Annotated in this window: 20 protein-coding genes; 10 read left to right on the top strand and 10 right to left on the bottom strand. The window is 59.4% G+C overall.

Annotation, left to right across the window (positions count from 1 at the left end; translation table 11 throughout):
* Positions 1-44: 44 nt before the first annotated feature.
* Positions 45-1,526, bottom strand: coding sequence for an MFS transporter (locus tag CWM58_RS05725; protein WP_100680492.1), 1,482 nt, complete (start codon positions 1,524-1,526; stop codon positions 45-47).
* 61 nt (positions 1,527-1,587) lie between these two features.
* Positions 1,588-2,334 carry a glucose 1-dehydrogenase gene (locus tag CWM58_RS05720; RefSeq protein ID WP_008804509.1) on the bottom strand — a complete coding sequence of 249 codons (747 nt, stop codon included), beginning with the start codon at positions 2,332-2,334 and terminating at the stop codon, positions 1,588-1,590.
* 128 nt (positions 2,335-2,462) lie between these two features.
* Between CWM58_RS05720 and CWM58_RS05715 the strand changes: the two genes are divergently transcribed.
* On the top strand, positions 2,463-3,332 hold the full coding sequence (locus tag CWM58_RS05715; RefSeq protein WP_100680491.1) for a LysR family transcriptional regulator: 870 nt from the start codon (positions 2,463-2,465) through the stop codon (positions 3,330-3,332).
* A gap of 2 nt (positions 3,333-3,334) precedes the next feature.
* On the opposite strand, the gene CWM58_RS05710 is transcribed toward CWM58_RS05715, so the two are convergent.
* From CWM58_RS05710 to CWM58_RS05690, 5 genes are all read right to left on the bottom strand, one after another.
* Positions 3,335-3,874 (bottom strand): cytochrome b, encoded by a 540-nt coding sequence (locus CWM58_RS05710; protein ID WP_008804511.1) that lies wholly within the window; start codon positions 3,872-3,874, stop codon positions 3,335-3,337.
* Positions 3,871-4,926 carry a catalase family peroxidase gene (locus CWM58_RS05705; protein WP_100680490.1) on the bottom strand — a complete coding sequence of 352 codons (1,056 nt, stop codon included), beginning with the start codon at positions 4,924-4,926 and terminating at the stop codon, positions 3,871-3,873. The genes CWM58_RS05710 and CWM58_RS05705 overlap by 4 nt, the downstream gene beginning before the upstream one ends.
* Positions 4,927-4,973: 47 nt before the next feature.
* Positions 4,974-5,546, bottom strand: coding sequence for a DUF308 domain-containing protein (locus tag CWM58_RS05700; protein ID WP_100680489.1), 573 nt, complete (start codon positions 5,544-5,546; stop codon positions 4,974-4,976).
* A gap of 199 nt (positions 5,547-5,745) precedes the next feature.
* A complete protein-coding gene (locus CWM58_RS05695; protein ID WP_061154285.1) occupies positions 5,746-6,330 on the bottom strand; it encodes a TetR/AcrR family transcriptional regulator in 585 nt (194 codons plus the stop codon).
* Between the two features lie 180 nt (positions 6,331-6,510).
* Positions 6,511-7,710 (bottom strand): MFS transporter, encoded by a 1,200-nt coding sequence (locus tag CWM58_RS05690; RefSeq protein ID WP_061154286.1) that lies wholly within the window; start codon positions 7,708-7,710, stop codon positions 6,511-6,513.
* A gap of 296 nt (positions 7,711-8,006) precedes the next feature.
* Here CWM58_RS05690 and CWM58_RS05685 point away from each other — a divergent pair, with 296 nt between their 5' ends.
* Positions 8,007-9,164: a M20 aminoacylase family protein gene (locus CWM58_RS05685; protein ID WP_074385594.1), complete on the top strand. Its 1,158-nt coding sequence runs from the start codon at positions 8,007-8,009 to the stop codon at positions 9,162-9,164.
* A gap of 41 nt (positions 9,165-9,205) precedes the next feature.
* Here the strand turns inward: CWM58_RS05685 and fdhF are convergent, their stop codons facing one another.
* The gene (gene fdhF, locus CWM58_RS05680; protein ID WP_100680488.1) at positions 9,206-11,356 is read right to left on the bottom strand and encodes a formate dehydrogenase subunit alpha; all 2,151 of its coding nucleotides are present in this window, start codon (positions 11,354-11,356) and stop codon (positions 9,206-9,208) included.
* A gap of 246 nt (positions 11,357-11,602) precedes the next feature.
* Positions 11,603-12,682, bottom strand: a complete 1,080-nt coding sequence (locus CWM58_RS05675; protein WP_100680487.1) for a malate/lactate/ureidoglycolate dehydrogenase — start codon at positions 12,680-12,682, stop codon at positions 11,603-11,605.
* Positions 12,683-12,986: 304 nt separating this feature from the next.
* Between CWM58_RS05675 and CWM58_RS05665 the strand changes: the two genes are divergently transcribed.
* The 3 genes from CWM58_RS05665 (at position 12,987) to CWM58_RS05655 (ending at position 16,982) form a co-directional block, all read left to right on the top strand.
* Positions 12,987-14,075 carry an ABC transporter substrate-binding protein gene (locus CWM58_RS05665; RefSeq protein WP_012541442.1) on the top strand — a complete coding sequence of 363 codons (1,089 nt, stop codon included), beginning with the start codon at positions 12,987-12,989 and terminating at the stop codon, positions 14,073-14,075.
* Positions 14,076-14,149: 74 nt separating this feature from the next.
* Entirely contained in the window at positions 14,150-15,919 is a 1,770-nt protein-coding gene (locus tag CWM58_RS05660; protein ID WP_061154291.1) for an ABC transporter permease, read from the top strand.
* Positions 15,912-16,982, top strand: coding sequence for an ABC transporter ATP-binding protein (locus tag CWM58_RS05655; protein ID WP_008804521.1), 1,071 nt, complete (start codon positions 15,912-15,914; stop codon positions 16,980-16,982). The genes CWM58_RS05660 and CWM58_RS05655 overlap by 8 nt, the downstream gene beginning before the upstream one ends.
* 7 nt (positions 16,983-16,989) lie before the next feature.
* On the opposite strand, the gene CWM58_RS05650 is transcribed toward CWM58_RS05655, so the two are convergent.
* Positions 16,990-17,361 (bottom strand): VOC family protein, encoded by a 372-nt coding sequence (locus tag CWM58_RS05650; RefSeq protein ID WP_061154292.1) that lies wholly within the window; start codon positions 17,359-17,361, stop codon positions 16,990-16,992.
* Between the two features lie 501 nt (positions 17,362-17,862).
* Between CWM58_RS05650 and CWM58_RS05645 the strand changes: the two genes are divergently transcribed.
* The 5 genes from CWM58_RS05645 to ccmB all read left to right on the top strand — a co-directional run bounded on the left by CWM58_RS05645 (position 17,863) and on the right by ccmB (position 23,119).
* Positions 17,863-18,618, top strand: coding sequence for a gluconate 2-dehydrogenase subunit 3 family protein (locus CWM58_RS05645; protein WP_165785695.1), 756 nt, complete (start codon positions 17,863-17,865; stop codon positions 18,616-18,618).
* 2 nt (positions 18,619-18,620) lie between these two features.
* Positions 18,621-20,405: a GMC family oxidoreductase gene (locus CWM58_RS05640; protein ID WP_100680485.1), complete on the top strand. Its 1,785-nt coding sequence runs from the start codon at positions 18,621-18,623 to the stop codon at positions 20,403-20,405.
* 10 nt (positions 20,406-20,415) lie between these two features.
* Positions 20,416-21,756, top strand: coding sequence for a c-type cytochrome (locus CWM58_RS05635; protein WP_165785693.1), 1,341 nt, complete (start codon positions 20,416-20,418; stop codon positions 21,754-21,756).
* A gap of 83 nt (positions 21,757-21,839) precedes the next feature.
* The gene (ccmA, locus tag CWM58_RS05630; RefSeq protein ID WP_100680484.1) at positions 21,840-22,463 is read left to right on the top strand and encodes a cytochrome c biogenesis heme-transporting ATPase CcmA; all 624 of its coding nucleotides are present in this window, start codon (positions 21,840-21,842) and stop codon (positions 22,461-22,463) included.
* A complete protein-coding gene (gene ccmB, locus CWM58_RS05625; RefSeq protein WP_012541449.1) occupies positions 22,460-23,119 on the top strand; it encodes a heme exporter protein CcmB in 660 nt (219 codons plus the stop codon). The genes ccmA and ccmB overlap by 4 nt, the downstream gene beginning before the upstream one ends.
* Position 23,120 lies beyond the last annotated feature (1 nt).

Here is a 23,120-nt window from a genome sequence, read left to right as displayed (position 1 = left end):
TTAAACTATCTCTGCGGTCAGGGGGCTGTTTGAGCATCGCGTATTCAATCAGCCACATGCCTGTTGCTTTTGCTGCCAGGAAGACGGGCCTCAGTTGAAAATAAACCAGTGGAGCGCCTGATAAGCCGGATACTTAGCCCGGCGCCCGTGGCGAGACATACCGCCATCGTTAGCAGGGCGACGATAAAGGCATGCGTGATGTGTGCGCCACTTCGCCCGTTTTCCAACATGCTGTAAAAAATGCCGCCGACGATGGCGACGCTTAGCGCCGTGCTGATCTGGAGCGTCGAACTGGTCACGCCGGCTATCATCCCTGAAAACTCTGGCGCAACGCGGCCTGTCACCATCCGCACCAGCGTAGGCATCGCCAGTCCCTGGCCAAGTCCGGTGACAAAGAGCAGTAGCGCGAGAGGCAGCATGGGCGGAGGCGTGCCCGTCATCGTGGTGGCAATCAACCCTGCAAGGCCTGCTAGCCCGGAAGTCTCGCATCCCATCCCTATTGTACTCAGATAATTTCCGGCAAAACGTCTCAGGAAAGGGGTCAGCAACGGACCGATAAGAAAGCCGACGCCAAAAGGCAGAAAAATCAGGCCCGCGTTCAGGGCGTTTAAATGTAGCGCGTCCTGGAGATAGACAGAAAACAACAGAAAAAAGGCGCCGATGGAATAAAACAGCAAAACGATCGCCAGTCCCTGGCCCAGGCCTGGGGCACGTAACACCGTCGGATCAAGCAGCGGAGAACCGCCATGCTGGCTAAGGCGACGTTCATAACGCCATAACAATGAGACCAGTAACGGGAAGGCCAAAAATGACAGCCATGTCCACCAGGGCCATCCCGCCTCACGGCCTTCAATCAGTGGCACAATCAGCGTGCTCAGCATGACGGTTGCCAGCAGCATACCGACAGGGTCGAGTTTCTGAGCAGATTGCGCCCGTGTCTCTTTTACCAGCGGCAGACCACAGAGAATGACCAGCAGCGCCACCGGCAGGTTAACGAGAAAAATAGCTCGCCATCCCAGGTGAAACAGGTTCACTGAAATGAGAATGCCGCCCAACACCTGCCCGATAACCGACGCCAGGCCAAATACTGCGCCATAGATGCTCAGTGCTAGCGGTTTTTCCGCCTCCGGGAAAATAGCCTGTACGGAAGCCAGCGCCTGGGGTGCCATAATCGCGGCCGTGGCTCCCTGTAACACCCGTCCGGTAATCAGTACCCATGGTGACCAGGCTAAACCGCACAGCAGCGATGCGGCAGCAAAACCGACCAGCCCAAGAAAGAACATCTTTCCACGACCATATATATCACCCAGGCGGCCGCCGGTAATTAATGTGACCGCGTACACGGCAGCATAGGATGAAATGACCAGTTGTTCAGCGGAGGATGAGGCACCCAGCTCACCCTGAATGGCAGGCAGCGCAACATTGACTATAAAAAAATCGAGCGGCGGCAAAAACGTGCCGACCAGCAGGATGACAAACATTGCCCAGCGACGCGGCTCGGCTTGCATGATGGTAGGTGTCGACATTGTACACTCCATAGTGAATGGCCGCCGTCCTCGGTAAGAAACGGCTGTCGTGAGGATGGGGTCAGCGCATGCCGCCAGAGGCCAGAATCACCTCGCCGGTGACCCACCCCGCGTCGTCTGATGCAAGAAATGAGACAATTGGAGCAACATCCTGCACCTGGCCGATGCGTCCAAGCGGCGTCTGCTTTTCATTCCATATCTGAAAATCCGAGTTCATCGCGCCCGAAATATGGCTACCTTCCGTTTCGATAAGTCCTGGGTTGACCGCATTGACGCGGATTCCGCGTGGGCCGAGTTCTCGTGAGAGTACGCTGGTGATGGCGTCAATTGCGCCTTTGGTGCCGCTGTAGATGGCGCTCTCGGGGATAGCGACGCGAGTGACGAACGAACTGATGTTGATTATGCTGCTGCCCTTACCCAGATGCGGGGTGGCGGCGCCAACCAACAGCAGCGGGCCGAGAACATTGATGTCAAACTGCCTGCGATAGAGTACTTCCGTACTATCTTCAATCCTGGCGAACTGATAGATACCGGCGTTGTTCACTACAATATCGAGGCGCCCGAAGTTGCCAATGGCTGAGTTAACCAGCGCCTCGACCTCTGATGGATTGGTGACATCTGCCGCTACCGCCACGGCCCGTCCACCGGCAGCTTCAATATCAGCAACAACCTTATCTGCACTGCTTCTGTTTGACGCGTAGTTGACGATGACCCTCGCGCCGTCAGCCGCCAGCTGACGGGCAATACCTGCTCCGATCCCACTGGATCCACCGGTCACAATAGCCACTTTGTCTTTTAATTTGTTCATATCTAAGCCTCCTGGAATTGCCGCCCTGAGCGGTATGGTTGAGGAGGCTATAGTGATATCGACAAAGTTGTTTTAGAACTGACGATTTTGTATATTCGATGTTCATTTTTGAACGGCGAGGCAATGGCATGGAATGGGGCGACGTCCGGGTGTTTCTTGCTGTCATGCGTAAGGGGTCTTTCGGGGAGGCGGCCCGTAGCCTTGGCGTAAGCCATCCGACGGTGGGTCGGCGGATAAAGGCGCTTGAGGCTGAGGCGCAGCAGGCACTGTTTCGCCGGACAAAGGAAGGGCTGGTGCTGACGGATGCTGGTGACAGAGTGTTGAAGCTGGCAGAGGCGGTCGAAAACTCCGCACTGGCGATGGAGCGACGCCTGGCAGGGAATCACGAACGTCTCGAAGGGATACTGCGGATATCTTGCGCTGAGTGGTTTGCTAACTATGTTCTGGCGCCGGTTCTGAGCGAGTTGACGCACCGCCATCCAGCGATTGTACCGGAGATAATCGCGAGTTACCGCTTGCTTAATCTGTCGCGCCGTGATGCCGACATCGCGTTTCGCATCGTGCCCTTTACCGAACCGGATATTGTCCAGCGCCGCCTGATGACCATTCCCTATGCGCTGTATGGAACGCCGGATATGGCCGGGATCGCGCAAGACGACCCGGCTGCAGTGGGGCTTATTCTGATGAATACGGCACAATCCCATTTCTCTGACGTCGCCTGGCTGCTCGACAGGTTCCCTCAGTCACGGCGTGTGTTTACCAGTACCAGCCGGGCCGTACAGGCGCAGATGTGCCAGCGGGGGATGGGGATTGCCGTGCTGCCGCGGCCGCTTGGCGATGCCATCACCGGTTTGCAATCCATCAGCATGCCAGAGCCACCGCCATCCAAAAATATATGGGTGGGTTATCACTCTGACCTCCGGCATATGGACCGCCTGCGTGTCATGCTGGATATTGCCGATGTGTTGCTTGCGGATCCCGGGACGGCCGCAACATGAGCTTACGGTTTACGGATGCCAGTCATGCTGTTGAACACGCCGTCACGTAGCACGAAAGCATGCAGCAACGCAGCCGCCAGGTGAAGCATCACTGTCGCGAATAATGCCAGAGCCACCCAGGTGTGAAGAGGCCGTAGTTCCGCATACCAGTCATTATTGACTCCCAGGATGGGGGGCAGGACGATCCCGTAGCCAAGAGTGACGGGATATCCTGCAGCTGAAAGCATGGCCCAACCTATTAGTGGTTGGGCCAACATCATCAGATAAAGTACCCAGTGCGAAAGGTGGGCAATGCCACGCTGCCAGGCAGGGATGGTGGCGGGCAAAGAGGGAGTAGGCGTGGTGAATCGCACCCACAAGCGAACGATAACCAGGAGCAATATCATCACCCCCAGAGGCTTGTGGATCGACACCAACAGGCTGTGCAAGGAGGATACGGTCGAGACCATCGCCACTCCGATAAATAACATACTGAGGATCGCAGCGGCCATCAGCCAGTGAAGGACGCGCAGAGCCGGATGAAAGTACGCAACCTGTTTCATAAATGCTCTCCTGCTTGTTGTGCCTGTTCATGAGTACGCAGATTGTAGGATTTGGCATAAGCCGATGAGCGTGCGTTAAGTATCGGGTCATCAGACGCGGCAATGCCACCAGGCAAGATCAAGGGATCGTAGTTAATGTCATTACAGGGTCCTTGCTGTTGAGGGATAGCCTTGTTTAAGACTAACGTTCCGGCATTAATCGTTTTCCGGTCTGCGGGCCAGGCTTTGGTGGAATCGTTACCTTTGTCCTCCGCCTGAGCCAGCGTGAAAACTAAATCCCACTCCAGCGTGCCCTGTTCCAGACGTTGCTGAAGATCCTGTTGCAGAAAATCTTTGTTCTGTTTATCGATATCGCTTATGGGGACAAACCTGGTGTGTGGCACCATACTCCAGCGTACCAGATGTTCATTGCCCGTCTGATCGATCAGGCGAAAAGCATTCAGGCTGTTAAAGCGATCGCTGGCCCAGCTTGAAGAGGGGATGTATTGCTTTGCCCAGGCAAAAAAAGGCTTGATTTCCGGATGGCTCATGACAAAAGCATTTACTTTTTCCGGATTCGGCTTGCCGGTTTTGGCGTCCGGCAGCGTCGCGGTTTGAAGCTCATAGAAACTTTCGACGGAACTGACGGGGAAAAATGGCATGGCGTTCATCCCGGTTCGCCACTGTTCACCATTGGCCTGTGTAAAGGACAGCGCCATACTCCTGACAGGCACGGTATAATCCGGAGCTGCCGGGTTACCTCCCGCAATAGCCAATCGTCCTGTTACCGCGGTTTCGCCTTTGCTGAATACTAAGGCGCGCGATAGCGTGCTGGCATTCCCGTTTGAGATAAAACTCCCCAGCACGCACATGCCTTTAGCATGATTCCGCCGATAGCCTTGATGAACGCCACCCGACTGTTGTAATACCGTGACAAGCTTATCCGACGTCAGCCTTTCAGGCGTAAGCCATCCACCAGCCCACAGGAATAATAAAATAAGGAACAGTGGAATAATGCCGACCAGCGCCAGACGCACTAACGTCTGTTTGTTTACCTGAACTTTGATATTCATAGTGTTAACTCATTCTGTCCACGATTTTTGCTAAACGAGAAGTGCATTCAGCCTGGTTGTTGTGCTTCTCTTTTTTGTCGAACGGTTAGCGACACGGTTGAAATACAAAAATAGAAGGCGCCAAACGCCGCATAACCTACAATGTTGTCTATAGACGGTGGTTCTGTTGTTCGGGACTGAAAGAGAAAAAAAGCACCTGCTAACGTAGACTGGGCGCCACTTAATATCATGCTCCATTGCGCACGATAGTTTTTCCAGCGCTGAACCGCTGTGCCCAACTGTAGTAGGCCTGATAATATTGCCCAGCAACCGAATATCCGAATCACATCATTCATGCTGCTGTTAATAGCCAATATCACCGCCAGCGTTGTGACGGCGCTTACGATAATATTGACGGTCTGCATCCGGTTACGGCCGAATCCGCCGTTTCTAATAGCATCAATGTAATTCGCTATCGCATCCCAGGCGGGATAAAGAATTAACAAAAATGACGCCCAAAAATAAGAATGCCGGGCAGCGATAAATGTGGAAACAGCCCATAAAATCGAGAAGATGGTGCGGGAAAAATAATACTGTCTGAGCCAGTTCTGCTGATTCCCCTGAAGAATACTGTCGGTCATTTTAACCCTCTCAAGCTGGCATGTTGGACAAGCGAAGCATCGGCGTGAGCTTCTTTCTGTTAGTAAACCTACTAGTAGGTAGGTAAAAGATCAACATGTTTTGATGCAATCCAGGTGAGGTCATAAGAGCGTTATCGAGGTGTGAGAGGTAAGGGGCCGTTTTGCAACAAGTATTGCCCGGTAAGTCACCGGGCAACCGTCAGGCGACTTTTATGATTTTGTTTATCAGAGGCCAGGCAATCTGATCAAACACCAGCGGATTATTGAATGCCCGTGCTGCCAGCATGGCACCATGTATACCAGCCATCAGGGCTCTGGCTTCTACTTCCGCCGTTTCATTGAGTTTGAAAACGCCCTGGGTTTCACCCGCCCTAAGTAACGATGCCAGCCAGTCAGAAAGATCGCTGAAATGGCCAGTGACCTCAGCGGCAATATCGGCAGGTAATGTCGGAAGCTCAACAGCAAGCATGACACAGATGCAAAATGACGAAGTACCATCCTTGATACATGCTGACCAGAAATCGGCATACCCTTTCACTTTGATCAGCGGATCGTGTATTTGCTGATCCATGGCCTCCATGCCCGCCCGGGCTTCTGCACGGTACTCCTGTACAACAGCATGAACTAAATCTTCTTTGCTGGGAAAATGATGATGGATACTGGCTTTACGAATTCCCACGCGCTCAGCAAGATCGGCATAGCTAAAACTTTTATACCCTCCGACGGTGAGCAGCTGTCTCGTATTGGCCATAATTTCTCGCGCTTTCGGCGAACGTTCGATCATTTCACGCTCCAGCAATCATTGCGGTGAAAAAGTGCGCTATCTACAGCGGGTTCTATTCAGCCGGGACAACCTACTGGTAGGAAGTGAGATTGTCAAATTTCCTCTCCTGCCAGCAGCCCGCAAGCGCCTTAAACCTGGTTGCTGGCGAGCGGGCTGGCGCCAGGCCAGCCCCACGCAAAACTACCGTGCGGACTCCGTTGCCTCGTCCATTTCGTCTTCCTGCTCACTGGCAAGCAGGGTTTTCTCGTTTTTGCACAGACACTGAATCAACAGGAACAGCACGCCGCTGGCCACCAGGGTGACGATCAGGCCATCGTAACCGGTGATGCCGATCAGCATGCCGCTGACCACCGGCCCGGCGACGCTGCCGGCGGACCAGAAAAAGCCGAACAGGGCGTTAATCATAATCAGCTTCTGCCCATTGAAGGTTTTCCCCGCCCGCACCAGCGACAGGGTATAAAGCGCGCCCGCCGCGGCGCCCAGCAACAGGCAAATGGCCATCAGCTGAATGCGCGAGCCGAGCATCAGCGGCAGGGCCAGCAGCGACAGGCTGAAGACTACCGCGCAGGTCAGATGCACGCGGCGAATGCCGACCCGGTCGGCCAGCCAGCCGAGCGGGGTCTGGAACATCGCATCCCCGGTGAGCACCACGGTGACCAGCAGCACCGCCATCCCTTCATTGAGTCCTTTGTCCATGCCGTACAGCGGCAGCAGGGCGAGGATGCTGGCGTCGAAGAAGGCGAAGCAGAACACCCCGGAGGCGAGTACCGGCAGGAAGGCGCCGAGGCTGCGCCAGCTGGCGCGCTCCCCAAGGCTTTCGCGGGTGCCGGTGGGCAGATGGCGCAGCATCAGCAGGCAGACGGCGGTGACCGCGACGATCGCCATCAGCGCCGAGGCTTGCCAGGCGGGGCCGACGGAGATCAGCAGCGGCCCGGCCAGCTGGCAGCCGGTAAAGGCCGAGGCGTAGATGCCGGTGAGGGTGGCGCGCTGGCTGCCCGCCGCGCCGCCGGTGATCCAGCTTTCGCCCAGCACGATAATGACTCCGGAGGCCAGGCCGGTCAGCAGGCGAGGCAGCAGAAGCAGCGTCATATCGGTGGTCATGCATGAGGCGATGGTCGCCAGCGCCAGCAGGATCAGACTGCCGCTCAGCAGCACGCCCATTTCAACGCGCCGGCACAGCGCAGGAGAGAGGAAAGAGGAGATCATCATGCCGGCGGGCGGCAGGGCGGCCAGCAGGCCGACGTACAGCGGCGCGATCTGCTGCTGCGCCAGCTCAAGACTGATTAACGGCACCGTATAGCCGGTGATAAATCCCACGAGCGACGCGGCCATGATCATCGCCAGCGTGGGGGCAAGACGATTCTGGTCTGGGTTAAACATTTTATTTCCGATGACGGAGAGGTCAGTAGTGGATCCTTCGGCAAATTGCCGTCCTGAGCTGCATAATAATTAATCGCCTGGCCGTTGTCACCGTTGAAATCACTACCAAAAAAGGACCGCAGGGCGGCGACAGGGCTGTACGCCGCGCCGCCGCCGCATTTCGTGACGTTGTCAGCGTGTTAACGACAGGATATAACGGAGGGAGCGGCAGCGACCCGACGCCGGTGAGCGACGGGGAAAAAACGCGACGCATGACCGATTATTCAGCATTACGCTATGCAGGAAAGGAGTAATACATGGCCGTATCGCCGTCACTGATCGCCGAAGCCACAGGCTGGCGACGTGAATTTCACGCCGCGCCTGAGCTCGGATATCAGGAGCAGGAAACCTCGCGCCGCGTTGCGGAGCTGCTGGCCTCGTTTGGGCTGCAGGTACACCGCGGGCTGGCCGGCACCGGCGTCGTGGCGACGCTGGAAAACGGCCCCGGGCCGGTCATCGGCCTGCGCGCCGATATGGACGCCCTGCCGATCACCGAGCTGGGGAGCGTCAGCTATCGCTCACGCCGTCCCGGGGTGATGCACGCCTGCGGCCACGATGGTCACACCGCGATGCTGCTGGCGGCCGCCGCCCATCTGGCGCAGACCCGCCAGTTCAGCGGCACCGTCCACTTTGTCTTCCAGCCGGCGGAAGAGAACCTCGGCGGCGCGCGCAAAATGGTGGAAGAGGGGTTGTTCGAGCGCTTCCCGATGGACGCCATCTACGCGCTGCATAACTGGCCGGGGATCCCCCTTGGCGAAGTGGCGCTCAGCGATGGTGCGATGATGGCCTCGCTGGACGCCTTCGAGATCACCCTGCGCGGAAAGAGCTGTCATGCGGCGATGCCGGAGAGCGGGGCCGATCCGATCGTCGCTGCGGCGCAGCTGATTATGGCGCTGCAGACCATTCCTTCCCGCCGCCTGTCGCCGCAGGATTCCGCGGTGGTCAGTATCACCCAGATAAACGGCGGCGAGGCGATCAACGTCCTGCCGGACACCGTGGTGCTGCGCGGTACCTTCCGCTGTCTGAGCAATCGCGTTCGCGCCCGCGTGCGCGAGCTTATCGAAAGCTATGTGGCGACCCAGCCGCAGGTGTCCGATGTGCAGGGTGAGATTAGCTGGTTCCCGGGCTATCCAGTGACCAAAAACCATGCGCTGCAGGCGCAGCAGGTGCGCGAGGTGGCCGTCGCCACCCTCGGCGCGGAAGCGGTGCGCTGGAACCAGGCGCCGTCGATGGCCTCCGAAGATTTTGCCTGCATGCTGGAGGCCTGTCCGGGAGCCTATTTCTGGATAGGCACCGACGGCGAAACCCCGTCGAAGCCGCTACATAACGCCAGCTATGACTTTAACGATGCGCTGATTAGTCCCGGGGTGGCCATGTGGGTGGCGCTGGTGGAGAAACAGCTGCCGGCGGCGTAACCCACCGGCAGCGGCAGAGGGAGCGCGCGCGCTCCCTGAGGTCAGACGTTGGCGGCGGCTTTCAGTCGCGCCTTCATATCGCTGTAGGCCGTCCAGGCGTAGCGCTCCGCCCACTGCTGGTCGGCAATCGCTTCCACTTTTACCGCACAGTATTTGGTTTCCGGCGTTTTGGAGATCGGATCGAGGTTATCCTGGGTCAGCTCATTGCAGGCGCCCACCCACCACTGATAGGTCATATAGACCGCCCCCGGATTGATGCGATCGCTGAGGTCGGCGCGGGTGATCACCTTCCCGCGCCGGGAGCTGACCCACACCAGCTGTTTGTCAGCGATCCCCAGTCGTTGCGCATCCACCGGATTCATCTGCACCCGTCCCGGCTCGTCGGCCAGCGACTGCAGCGCGGCACAGTTGCCGGTCATTGAGCGGCAGGAGTAATGCCCCACCTCCCGCACGGTGCAGAGCACCAGCGGCCACTCGTCATCCGGGCGCTCCGCCGGCGCGCGCCAGGCGGTGGCGAACAGTTGCCCTTTACCCGATGGGGTATCGAAGCGGTTGTCTTTATACAGCCACGGCGTGCCGGGGTGGGCGAGGGTCGGGCACGGCCACTGGACATGGCCCATATCGCCCATTTTCTCCCAGGTCACGCCGTAGAACAGCGGGCAGAGTTCGCGCATCTCGTCCCAGATCTGCTGGTTGCTCTCATAGTGCATCGGATAACCCATTTCGCTGGCCAGCAGGCTAATGATCTCCCAGTCGCGCTTCACATTCCCCGCCGGAGGGATCGCCTGTTCAAACCGCTGGAACCCGCGGTCGGCGCAGGTGAATACGCCGCCGTGCTCGCCCCAGGAGGTGGCCGGCAGCAGGACATCGGCAATTTCCGCCGTTTTGGTCATGAAGATGTCCTGCACCACCACAAAGTCCAGCGCCTCGATGCCTTTGCGCACCAGGCCGAGGTCGGCTTCGGTCTGCAGCGGATCTTCGCCCATGATGTAGTAGGCTTTGATCTCGCCGGTCAGCGCTTTATGCGGCACCTCGGTGATGCGGGTGCCGACCTGGTCATCCATCAGCGCCGGGTCGACTCCCCAGGCGGCGGCGAATTTCTCCCGCACGGCGGGGTTGGTGACCTCCTGATAACCAGGGAACAGGTTCGGCAGCACGCCCATATCGCAGGCGCCCTGCACGTTGTTTTGCCCGCGGACCGGCCCCACGCCGACGTTCGCCCGCCCCAGATTGCCGGTGAGCAGCGCCAGGCTTGCCAGACCGTGCACCACGTCCACCGCCTGGCCAAACTGGGTGACGCCCATGCCCCACATAATAGTGGCGGAAGGGGCCGCGGCGAAGATGCGCATCGCCTCACGGATCGCCTGCGCGCTGACCCCGACAATCCCTTCCACCGCTTCCGGGGCATAATCCTTCACCGCTTCGCGGTAAGCATCCAGCCCTTCGGTATAGCGTTCGACATAGGCTTTGTTGTACAGCTCCTCCTCCAGCAGTACATAGCCGAAGGCATTCACCAGCGCCATGTTGCTGCCGTTGTTGAGCTGCAGATGACGGTCGGCAATGCGCGCGGTTTCAATGCGCCGCGGATCGCAGACGATGATTTTGGCGCCATTTTCCCGGGCTTTGATCACCCGGCGGGCGACGATCGGATGGGAATCGGCGCAGTTGTAGCCAAAGACCAACAGGCATTTCGAGTTTTCGATATCGCTGATCGAGTTGCTCATCGCCCCATTGCCCAGCGCCTGCTGCAGTCCGGCGACGGAGGGGCCGTGGCAGACGCGGGCGCAGCAGTCGACGTTATTGGTGTTCAGCACCGCACGGGCGAACTTTTGCATCACATAGTTGGTTTCGTTGCCGGTGCCGCGCGAGGATCCGGTGGTCATGATGGCGCGCGGGCCATGCTTCTCTTTGATCTCCCTGAGCTTACTGGCGGTATAGCGAATCGCCTCCTGCCAGCTGACCGGCGTGAAGGCGCCGCCTTTCTGGTAGCGGATCATCGGTTGTTTGAGACGGGGCGTCAGGAGCTGCGTGTCGTTAAGAAAATCCCAGCCGTAGTAGCCTTTCAGACACAGCTGGTTCTGGTTGGTGACGCCGTCGGCGGCTTCCGCGCGAATGATTTTATTGTTGTCGACAACCAGTTTAAGTTTGCAACCCGCCCCGCAGTAGGGGCACACGCTCGTGATTTTTTTCATCAGTAACAGACCTGTTAACAGTGAACAGAGGATCGCTGTCGCGCCGGGCCCGACGGGCAACGATCGCGGTAACGCCTGGTCGTGATGCAGACGCAGGCCTGCTGCGCTATGCAGGTCTTGTGCCAGAATTTAATTTCTTGATTTATAATGGAAAGTGAAAGGTGATTACTGACGGGAGCGTGACCTCGTCACTAATGACGATGACGCAGAGCGCCGACGTCAGACGCTCTGCGGGGGTAAACGTGGCTAGGCGAGAGGGCGGCAGCGGTCGAAGTGCGATTCGCTCAGGCCGACGTCGCGCGCGGCGGCGCAGATAGCCTGCCAGCTGCCTGCATCCAGCGGGATCCCCTGCGCCAGCCGGGCTTCGCGGTTGGCGGCCTCCCATTCGCCGGGCGCCAGCACCGGGGCATCGGGATCGTGCGGTGACTGCTTACACCATGCGATAAAGGCCTCCGTCTGCGCCTGGCTGTCCGGGGCATCAAACGCGTCCGGGCGCAGGATCACCGTGGTCATGCAGTTAAAGATGGCGTCGACGCTGGTCTGCAGGCTTTCCTGATGGGTGGTTTGCCCCCCGGAGAGCGCGCCGCCGAGCACTTCGCACAGCGTCGCCAGGGCATAGCCTTTGTGCTGGGCGAAGGTGAGCAGGGCGCCCAGCGGCGAGGTCTGCATCACCGCCGGGTCGGTGGTGGGGAGCCCTTTGGCGTCGATCAGGCAGCCAGGGGCCACGGCTTCGCCTTTATGCCAGGCGACGCGGGTTTTACCAAAGGCGATGGCGCTGGTGGCGTAGTCCAGCAGCAGCGGCGGATGGCCCTCGCGGGGAAACACCACGCACAGCGGGTTAGTGCCGAAGCGGCTGTCCTTCCCGCGGAACGGGGCGACCATCGGGTCGCCGATCACGCTGACGAAGTGAATGGAGATCAGCCCGGCGGCGGCGCACTGCTCGGCCCAGTAGCCGATGCGACCGACGTGATGCGCATTGCGCAGGGCGATTGCCGCCATACCGTGCTGCTTCGCCTTTTCAATGCCTAACTGCATCGCTTCGTGGGCGACCACCTGGCCGAAGCCGGCGTTGCCGTCGAGGGTGACCACGGCGCCGGCGTCTTTGGTCACCGTGGCGTGGCGGTTGAGCTGCAGAAAACCACCAGCGTGGGATTTCACGTAGCTTGGGATCATCCCGACGCCGTGGGAGTCATGCCCGGCAAGATTGGCGGCGATCAGGTGGTCCGCGACGAGGGTGGCTTCTCCTGAGGTACTGCCGAGATGGGTAAACAGTGAGACGACAAACTGATGCAGATCCGTCGCCAGAAAGCGGTGTCCTGTTGGCACTGATTCTCTCCTGTAGTCTGTTGTTATTTTGTTATGTTTGCCGTTTTATGCTGCGCCGCCCGGCGCAGAAGGTCAAGGGCGGCATCTCCCGGCGGAATGTCACTGCGTCTGCGTCAGGCGACAGGCGACAGGCGATAAAAAACGGGGCCGGGATCGCGTTTTAATTAACGCCATAAACACCACATTTTTAAATTCTGCCAGTGTCACAAAAGCCAGAAAAAAGCCATCCCCGGCGTTGCAAGGGGAGCTGATACCACTATATGTTAAATTTGTGTTTATTAATTGATGATTAAAGGTTGGTATCATGTATAAGAAAATAAGTGGTTTAGTGGTTTCACTGACGGCCGTTTTCGCCTGTGCCGCCTGGGCGGAGGTGCCTGCGGGCTATCCGGCGGATTATCAAAAAACGGTTGATGCCGCCGTAAAAGAGGGCAAGGTGGTTATCTATTCCACCACCGATACCAAAGCGGCCGGGCCGTTAATTAAAGGATTTGAAGCGCAATATCCGGGCGTAAAAGTCGAATATAACGACATGAACAGCACCGAGCTGTATAACCGTTATATCAGCGAGCAGGCCGCCGGGGGCGGCAGCGGGGACGTGGTGTGGAGCTCGTCGATGGATACCGCGCTGAAATTAGCTACCGAATACGCGGAACAATATGCCTCGCCGGAGGTGAAGCAATTACCCGACTGGGCGGTCTGGCAGCAGAAAGCTTATGGCACCACCTACGAGCCGGTGGTGTTTATCTATAACAAACGGCTGATCCCGCAGAATGAGGTTCCGGATTCGCATACCGCGCTGGCAAAACTGATCGCCAGCCAGGCCGATAAATTTAAAGGCAAAGTCACCACCTACGATATCGAAAAATCGGGCCTCGGCTTTATGCTGGCGGTGCAGGACAGCCAGGCCGACGCGAACTATTTTGCCGACCTGGCGAATATCGCTAAAGGCGGTCTGACGGTGCAGTCTTCCACCGGCACGATGATGGAGCGCGTCTCCTCTGGCGAAAACCTGATCGGCTATAACATCCTTGGCTCCTATGCCGAAGCACGGGCGAAAAACGATCCCTCTTTAGGCATCGCCTATCCGAAAGATTACGTGCTGGTGCTCTCCCGCGTTTCGTTTATTAGCCAGGAGAGCGAACATCCCAATGCGGCGAAATTGTGGCTCGACTATGTCTTGTCGGAAAAAGGCCAGCAGATCCTCGCCAGCCAGGCGGATATTCCCTCTATTCGTCGCGATATTGAAGGTAAAAATGATATCGATGGTATGACCGCGCTGTTGGGCAAAGCGTTAAAACCGATCCCGGTCAACGAAACGCTGCTCGATTATTTACAGCCGCAAAAACGTCTGCAGTTTATTAAACAATGGCGCAGCGCCGCCGCGAAATAATCCTCCTTCGGGGCATCGCCGATGCCCTTTATTCACACCCGGCGGGTTTTTTCTCCTGACCAAAGGGATGAACCATGAATGTATTACGCAGAAAGTGGCAGGGGCTGCCGCGCGGCGTGGTGGTGTGCATCACGGCGCTGGTGATTTACGTCCCGCTGTTATTTATTGTGGTGCAGAGTTTTCTCTCCGCGCCATTCTTTTCCCGCTCCAAATCGTGGAGTCTGGAAGCGTTCGCCTTTATTTTTACCGACCCGGATTTTTATCTGGCGTTAAGGTCAGGGTTTATTCTGGCCTTTGGCCTGGTGATTATTGCCATTCCGCTGGGCGGTATTTTGGCGTTTCTGATGGTGCGCACCGATTTACCCGGCCGGCGGATCATTGAGCCACTGATCCTGGTGCCGATCTTCGTCTCGCCGATGGTGCTGGGCTTTGGCTACGTGGTGGCCGCCGGGCCGGTAGGCTTCTTTTCCCAGTGGGCGCAGCAGCTGATCGGCTTTGTGCCGTGGAATATCTACTCGATGTTCAGCATTGTGGTTATCGCCGGGTTAACCCACGTTCCGCACGCCTATCTCTATATCTCCTCGGCGTTGCGCAGCGTCGGTTCGGACGTGGAAGAGGCGGCGCGCACCGTCGGCGCCACGCCGCTGCAGGTGATGACCTCGGTGAGTCTGCCGATGGTGCGGCCATCCATTCTTTACGCCTGCGTGCTGCTCTTCTTCCTCGGTCTGGAGGTTTTCGGTCTGATGCTGGTGCTGGGCGACCCTGAGGGCAACATGGTGCTGGCGACCTATCTCTATAAGCTGACCAACAAGCTCGGCACCCCCTCCTACCATCTGATGGCGGCGGTGGCGGTAGTGCTGATCTGCATCACCATCCCGCTGGTGATGCTTCAGCGCCGGCTGATGCGCACCGCCAACCGTTTTGTCACCATGAAGGGCAAGGCGTCGCAGGCGCGGGCGCTGCCGCTGGGCAAATGGCGCTGGGTGGCCGGGGCGGTGGTAGTGGCCTGGCTGACGGTGACCATCGGCGTACCGCTGCTCGGCGTGGCGCTGCGCGCCTTTATCTCCAACTGGGGCGTCGGCGTGTCGCTGTGGGATGAGCTGTCGCTGGCGACGTTCCACAATATCTGGCAGCAGCCCAACCTGCTGCGGGCGATCGTCAACTCGATGGCTATCGGCATCGTCGGCGGCGCGCTGGCGGTAGTCTGCTATCTGTTTGTCGGCATCGCCATGCACCGCAAAGCGGACAACGTCACCCGCTTTCTCGACTACAGCGTGCTGGTCCCGCGCGCGGTGCCGGGGCTGCTGGCCGGTCTGGCCTTCCTGTGGGTGTTCCTGTTTGTGCCGATGTGGCTCGATCAGTCGCTGAAGCATGGCTGGCTCTCAGCGCTGCCGGTGGCCGACTGGCTGCGCGAACACGTTATCGTGCAGCTGCGCGCCCTGCGCAACACCATCTTCAGCGTCTGGCTGGCCTACACCGTGGTGTGGATGGCCTACGGCCTGCGGCTCATCTCTTCGACGCTGCTGCAGGTGGGCCCGGAGCTGGAGGAGGCGGCGCGCAGCACCGGCGCTTCACGGGGGCAGATCACCCGCCACGTGACCGTCCCGCTGTCGCGCTATGGGCTGATTGGCTCCTGGCTGCTGATGTTCCTTATCTTTGAGCGCGAGTATTCCACCGGCGTCTATCTGCTGTCGCCGGGTACCGAAACCATCGGCTCGATGCTGGTGTCGCTGTGGGCGGCGGGTGCCATTGATATCGTCGCGGCGCTCTCCTTTATCAATATTCTGTTGGTGGTGATTGGCCTTGGCATCGCCCTGCGCTTTGGAGTGAAATTACATGATTGAGTTATCGGTAGAAAATCTGCATCTCACCTATGGCGACAACCCGGTGCTGAAGGGGGTGTCCATGACGCTTGGCCGGGGGGAGGTAGTATCGCTGCTGGGGCCTTCGGGAAGCGGCAAAACCACGCTACTGCGGGCGGTGGCCGGGCTGGAAAAACCGACGAGCGGACGGATCGCCATCGGCAACCGTACGGTGTACGACGGCACGCCGCGCAGCGAAATCCCGGCCGAAGAGCGTAACCTGGGCCTGGTCTTTCAGTCCTATGCCCTGTGGCCGCACAAAACGGTGTTCGACAACGTGGCCTATCCGCTGAAGCTGCGTAAAGTCGCCGCCGGGGAGATAAAAGAGCGGGTGCAGCGCGTGCTGGATCAACTGGGGTTGGGGCACCTCGGCAACCGCCATCCGCACCAGCTCTCCGGCGGCCAGCAGCAGCGGGTGGCCATCGGCCGGGCGCTGGTCTACAACCCGCCGGTGATCCTGCTGGATGAACCGCTCTCCAACCTTGACGCCAAGCTGCGCGAAGAGGCGCGGGTGTTTCTGCGCGAGCTGATCATCAAGCTGGGCCTGTCGGCGCTGATGGTCACCCACGATCAGAATGAAGCAATGGCCATCTCCGATCGTATTCTGCTGCTGAACAATGGCGTCATTGAACAGCAGGGGACGCCTCAGGAGATGTACGGCAGCCCGGCGACGCTGTTCGCCGCCGAGTTTATGGGCAGCAATAACCGTCTGCACGGTAAGGTGACGGCGCTGGAAAACGGTCGTGCGAGGGTTGAAGGCGCCAGCTGGACGCTGTGGGGTCGAGCGGGCGAGGGGGTCAGCGTTGGCCAGCCGGCGACGGCGGTGATCCGCGTCGAGCGCCTGCGTCTCGACGGCGCAGCGCAGGATAATAGCCTCCAGCTCCCGCTGCTGACCAGCATGTACCTCGGCGACCGCTGGGAGTACCTGTTCCGTACCGAAGGCGACGACTTTCCGCTGCGCGCCTACGGAACGGCGCTGCGCGATGCCGAACACTGCCATCTGACGCTCCCGGCGGAGGATGTGTGGATTTTTCCGCAGCGGTAACCGCCCGTTACCCCGCCAGATGGCACACGGCTTCAATATTGTGCCCGTCTGGCGCAATCACAAAGGCGGCGTAGTAACTGGCGTGGTAGTTTGGCCGTAACCCCGGCGCGCCGTTGTCCTTTCCTCCGGCGGCCAGCGCCGCCTGCCAGAAGGCATCGACCTGCTCGCGGCTGTCGGCGCGAAAGGCGATATGCAGCGGTGCCGGTTTTTCCGCACTTTGGTAGAGACATAAAGAGGCATCACCGCTGCCGGCCAGCTCTGCACCATAGGTCGGCTCGCCTTCGCCGACCAGCGTCACGCCAAGCGGGGCCAGGGCCTGTAAAAAGAACGCTTTGCTCGCGGCATAGTCGCTAACGCCGAATTTCACATGATCGAACATATCTTCTCTTCTCCTGTGGACGGGATATGGCCAGCTGAACGGTTCAGCCAGGAAATAGATGGGAAATAATTAACAACGGTTAGTAACTTTTTTAACAGCTCAAATTGTTTAATTATTCCTAAAACGAGTATTTACAGACGTTTAATCTGCCATGTACCATAAACAAAAAATAACATTTGTGATACAAGTCACTCTTTTTGGCGCATGGGTAAGCTCAGTGCGGTGTCTACGCCGCCGGTATGCCGCCTCAAGGTTTATGGCAGCACCCTTCTCACGATGACATTCCGGTGAATTTCTCTCCGATTTCCCGCGTTTCGTTGAGAATCGTCTACTATCCAAACGATAACCCTATAAATGATATCGCCTCTGGCGATGTTTTATCCGACTTGCCGGGCCGGGCCAGACGCTAAGCGGTTTGAAAGCGCAATGGTATCGGTTCCAGCACGACATTCACTGGGTTTGTCTGCGACAAAAACAGTAATTTTCAATGACAGGAATGTGATGATGTCGAGCGAGAAAACCAATAATTCCAGGCGTGATTTCCTGGTGAAATCGATGGCGCTGATCCCGACGGTGGTGATCGGCGGCGCGGGAGCAGGGGCCATTGGCGTGGCCAGCAGCGCGACCGCGCAGGCGGCCCCCACGTCTGAGCCCGCTTCCGGGAACACCGCGGCGGCCAGCGACTGGAAGCCGCAGTTCTTCAACGATCGTGAGTGGGTGTTTATCAACGCCGCCGTTGCTCGCTTAATCCCGGCGGATGAACTCGGTCCTGGCGCCAAAGAGGCCGGGGTGCCGGAGTTTATTGACCGCCAGCTCAATACCCCCTACGCCACCGGCTCCATCTGGTACATGCAGGGTCCCTTCAACCCCGACGTACCGAAAGAGATGGGCTATCAGCTGCCGCTGGTGCCTAAACAGATCTATAACCTCGGGATCGCCGACGCCGAGGCCTGGTGTCAGGACAAATATCATAAAACCTTCGCTGAACTGAGCAGCGAGCAGCAGGACGAGGCACTCGGCCTGTGGGAATCCGGCAAAGCCGAGTTCAAACAGCTGCCGGCCTCGCTGTTCTTCACCTATCTGCTGCAGAACACCCGCGAAGGCTTCTTCAGCGACCCGATCCATGGCGGCAATAAAGGCATGGTCGGCTGGACGCTGATTAATTTTCCCGGCGCGCGCGCCGACTTTATGGACTGGGTTGAACGAAGCGAACGCTATCCCTTCCCACCGGTATCAATTAATGGGGAGAGGGCGTAATCATGGCCACCGTATTGAAAAAAACCGATGTCGCGATCGTCGGCTTCGGCTGGGTTGGGGCGATCATGGCCAAAGAGCTGACCGAAGCCGGGCTCAACGTCGTCGCGCTGGAGCGCGGCCCGATGCGAGACACCTGGCCGGACGGCGCCTATCCGCAGGTGATTGACGAGCTGACCTACAACATCCGCCGCAAGCTATTCCAGGATCTGTCGAAAAGCACCGTTACCATCCGGCATAACACCAGCCAGCAGGCGGTGCCGTATCGCCAACTGGCGGCCTTCCTGCCGGGTACCGGCGTGGGCGGCGCCGGGCTACACTGGTCCGGCGTGCATTTTCGCGTCGATCCCATCGAACTGCGGATGCGCAGCCACTATGAAGAACGCTACGGCAAAAACTTCATCCCCCAGGATATGATCATTCAGGATTTCGGCGTCACCTACGACGAGCTGGAACCCTTCTTCGATAAAGCGGAAAAAGTGTTCGGCACCTCCGGGACCGCCTGGTCGATCAAAGGCAAGGTCGTCGGCAAAGGCCGCGGCGGCAACGCCTTCGCCCCGGACCGCTCAGACGACTTCCCGCTGCCGGCGCAGAAAAACACCTGGTCGGCGCAGCTGTTTGAAAAAGCGGCGCTGGAAGTGGGGTATCACCCCTATAACCTGCCGTCGGCCAACACTTCCGACTCCTATACCAACCCCTACGGCGCGCAGATGGGCCCGTGCAACTTCTGCGGTTTCTGCAGCGGCTACGCCTGCTACATGTACTCCAAAGCCTCGCCGAACGTGAACATCCTGCCGGCGCTGCGCCAGGAAAAACGCTTTGAACTGCGGACCAACGCCAACGTGCTGAAGGTCAACCTGACCGACGACAAATCCCGCGCCACCGGCGTGACCTACGTCGACGGCCAGGGGCGCGAAATGGAACAGCCGGCGGACCTGGTGATTATCGGCGCCTTCCAGTTCCACAATGTGCACCTGATGCTGCTCTCCGGGATCGGCAAACCCTACAATCCGGAGACCGGCGAAGGGGTGGTGGGGCGTAACTTCGCCTACCAGAACATGACCACCATCAAGGCCATTTTCGACAAAGACACCTATACCAACCCGTTTATCGGCGCGGGCGGCAACGGCGTCGGCGTCGACGACTTCAACGCCGACAACTTCGACCACGGCACGGCCGGCTTTGTCGGCGGTTCGCCATTCTGGGTCAACCAGGCCGGGACCAAGCCTATCTCCGGTTTCCCGGTACCGCCGGGCACCCCGGCGTGGGGCAGCAAATGGAAAGCGGCGGTAGCCGATACCTACACCCATCACCTGTCGATGGATGCCCACGGCGCGCACCAGTCCTATCGGCAGAACTACCTCGATCTTGATCCGAACTACAAAAACGTCTTTGGCCAGCCGCTGCTGCGCATGACCTTCGACTGGCAGGAAAACGACATCAAGATGGCGCAGTTTATGTTCGATAAGATGGCGCCGATCGCCAAAGCGATGAAGCCGAAATATATCCTCGGCAGCCCGAAAAACGCCAACAGCCACTTTGATACCACCAGCTACCAGACCACCCATATGAACGGTGGGGCGGTGATGGGGGAAGATCCGAAAACCAGCGCCGTGAACCGTTATCTGCAAAGCTGGGACGTGCATAACGTCTTCGTCATCGGCGCCTCCGCGTTCCCGCAGGGGCTGGGCTACAACCCAACCGGCACGGTGGCCGCGCTGGCCTACTGGTCAGCGAAGGCGATCCGCGAGCAGTATCTGAAAAATCCGGGCCCCCTGGTGCAGGCATAAAGGAAGGCAGATGATGAAAATGCAATGGTTATCGGCCCTGGTGCTTGGGGCATTGAGCTGCGCGGCTTTTGCCGAAGAGGCGCCTGTGGACAGCAATCTGATTAAGCAGGGGGAGTATCTGGCGCGGGCGGGGGACTGTGTCGCCTGCCACACCAACGGCAAAACGGGGAAACCTTTCGCCGGTGGTCTGCCGATGGAGACGCCGATCGGCACCATCTACTCCACCAATATCACGCCGGATAAAGAACACGGCATCGGCGGGTATACCTTCGAAGAGTTCGACGACGCGGTGCGCAAGGGCGTGCGGAAAGACGGTTCCACGCTCTATCCGGCGATGCCGTATCCTTCGTTCGCGCGGATCAGTGAAGCGGACATGCGCGCCATGTACGCCTACTTTATGCATGGCGTGGAACCGGTGAATGCCGCCAACAAGGACACCGACATCCCGTGGCCGCTGTCGATGCGCTGGCCGCTGGCGTTCTGGCGCGGCATCTTCGCCCCGACGCCGAGCGACTTTGTCGCCAACCCGCAGGTTGACCCGGTGCTGGAGCGCGGCCGCTATCTGGTGGAAGGCCTGGGCCACTGCGGCGCCTGCCATACTCCGCGCAGTCTGACGATGCAGGAAAAAGCGCTGAGCGAAAGCGAAGGCGATGATTACCTGGCGGGCAGCAATGCGCCGATTGACGGCTGGGTTGCCTCCAGCCTGCGCGGTGAAAACCGTGACGGTCTGGGAACCTGGAGCGAAGCCGAACTGGCCGAGTTCCTGAAAACCGGACGCAACGATAAATCGGTGGTCTTCGGCGGCATGAGCGATGTGGTGGAGCACAGTCTGCAGTATCTCTCTGATGACGACATCACCGCCATCGCCCGCTATCTGAAGTCGCTCCCGCCGCGCGGCGGCAAACAGACCCCAGCCCCGGTGGAAGACAGCGTGGCGAAAGATCTGTGGAAGGGTAACGACAGCAAAACCGGCGCCGCGCTGTACGTTGATAACTGTGCCGCCTGCCATCGCACCGACGGCGTGGGCTACCAACGCGCCTTCCCGTCGCTGAAGGGCAACCCGGTAGTGCAGACGGAAGATGCCACTTCGCTTATCCATATCGTTCTGACCGGGAGCACCACGCCGGCGGTGAAAAATGCGGTCTCCAACCTGACCATGCCGTCGTTTGGCTGGCGTCTGGACGACCAGCAGGTGGCAGATGTGGTCAATTTCATCCGCACCAGCTGGGGCAACAATGCGCCGGCGGTCAGCGCCAGCGATGTGGCGAAGGTGCGTAAGGAGACCGCGGCGCACGATGAGAAGGCGTTAGGCAACGCCGATATCTCGAAGCTGCCGGGGGCCGGACAGTAACCGTCAGGGTTGCGTCGCCCGCGCGGCGCAACCCATACTTAGCGAAGACGTAAAATACTGTCTGAATCAAGGAGTTTGCCTTCATGCTGCATGCAGAGCGACTGACCTGCATCGTTGACGATCGACCGCTGTTTGCGGCGCTGACGCTGTCCCTCGCTGCCGGCGAGCTGCTGCAGGTCGCCGGTGATAACGGCGCGGGGAAAACCTCGCTGCTGCGGATCCTTTGCGGCCTGGCGCGCCCGGAAAGCGGGGTGGTGAGCTGGCAGGGCCAGCCGCTGGCGAAGGTCCGGGAGTCATTTCACCGTCAGCTGCTGTGGCTGGGCCATAAACCCGGCGTCAACGCGGCGCTGACCGCCGATGAAAACCTGCGTTTCTTCTTTCCGGCCAGCCGCCTTCAGCAGCGGGAAAGCGCCCTCGCCGCCGTCGGCCTGGCGGGCTATGAAGATCTCCCCTTGAGCCAGCTCTCCGCCGGGCAGCAGCGCCGGGTGGCGCTGACCCGCCTGTGGTTAACCGACGCGCCGCTGTGGATCCTCGATGAGCCGTTCACCGCGCTCGACGCCACGGCGATGGAAACCCTGACCCGCCGCCTGGAGCAGCACGCCCGGCAGGGGGGAAGCGCGATCCTCACCACCCATCAGCCGCTGCGGCCGCTGGGCTGCCCGTTGCGCACCTTGCGCCTCGGCGGCGACGCGGGAGGCGTGCAATGATGCGGGCGCTATTGGCCCGGGAACTGCGCCTGGCGTGGCGCAGCGGGGCGGAGATCCTCAATCCGCTCTGGTTCTTTCTGATCGTCATCACCCTGTTTCCGTTCGGCGTCGGCGCTGCGCCGCAGCTGCTGGCGCAGATTGCGCCGGGCGTGGTGTGGGTCGCCGCGCTGCTGGCGGCGCTGCTGGTGATGGATCGGCTGTTTCGCGACGACTGGCAGGACGGTTCTCTGGAGCAGCTGTTGCTCCTGCCGACGCCGCTGGCGGCGGTGGTGCTGGTCAAGGTGGTCGCCCACTGGATGATGAGCGGCCTGCCGCTGCTGATCGTCTCGCCGCTGGCGGCGCTGCTGCTGGGGATGAGTCTGCACGATGCCGGCGTGCTGGCGCTGACCTTGCTGCTCGGCACCCCGACGCTCAGTTTTCTCGGCGCGGTGGGGGTTGGCCTGACGGTCGGTCTGAAGCGCGGCGGCGTCCTGCTGAGCCTGCTGGTGCTGCCGCTGGCGGTGCCGCTGCTGATTTTCGCCACCGCAGCCTGCCAGGCGGCGGCCGCCGGGCTCCCGGTCAGCGGCTATCTGGCGATGCTGGCGGCGTTTTTAACCGCCAGCGCCACCCTGTGTCCGTTCGCCACCGCCGCCGCGCTGCGGCTGACCGTGCAATAAT

Origin of the sequence: Klebsiella sp. H-Nf2, assembly GCF_002806645.1 — a bacterium.
GTDB lineage: Bacteria > Pseudomonadota > Gammaproteobacteria > Enterobacterales > Enterobacteriaceae > Klebsiella > Klebsiella variicola.
The sequence above is the reverse complement of the archived record's forward strand: the minus strand, read 5'-3'. Positions and strand labels throughout refer to the sequence as shown.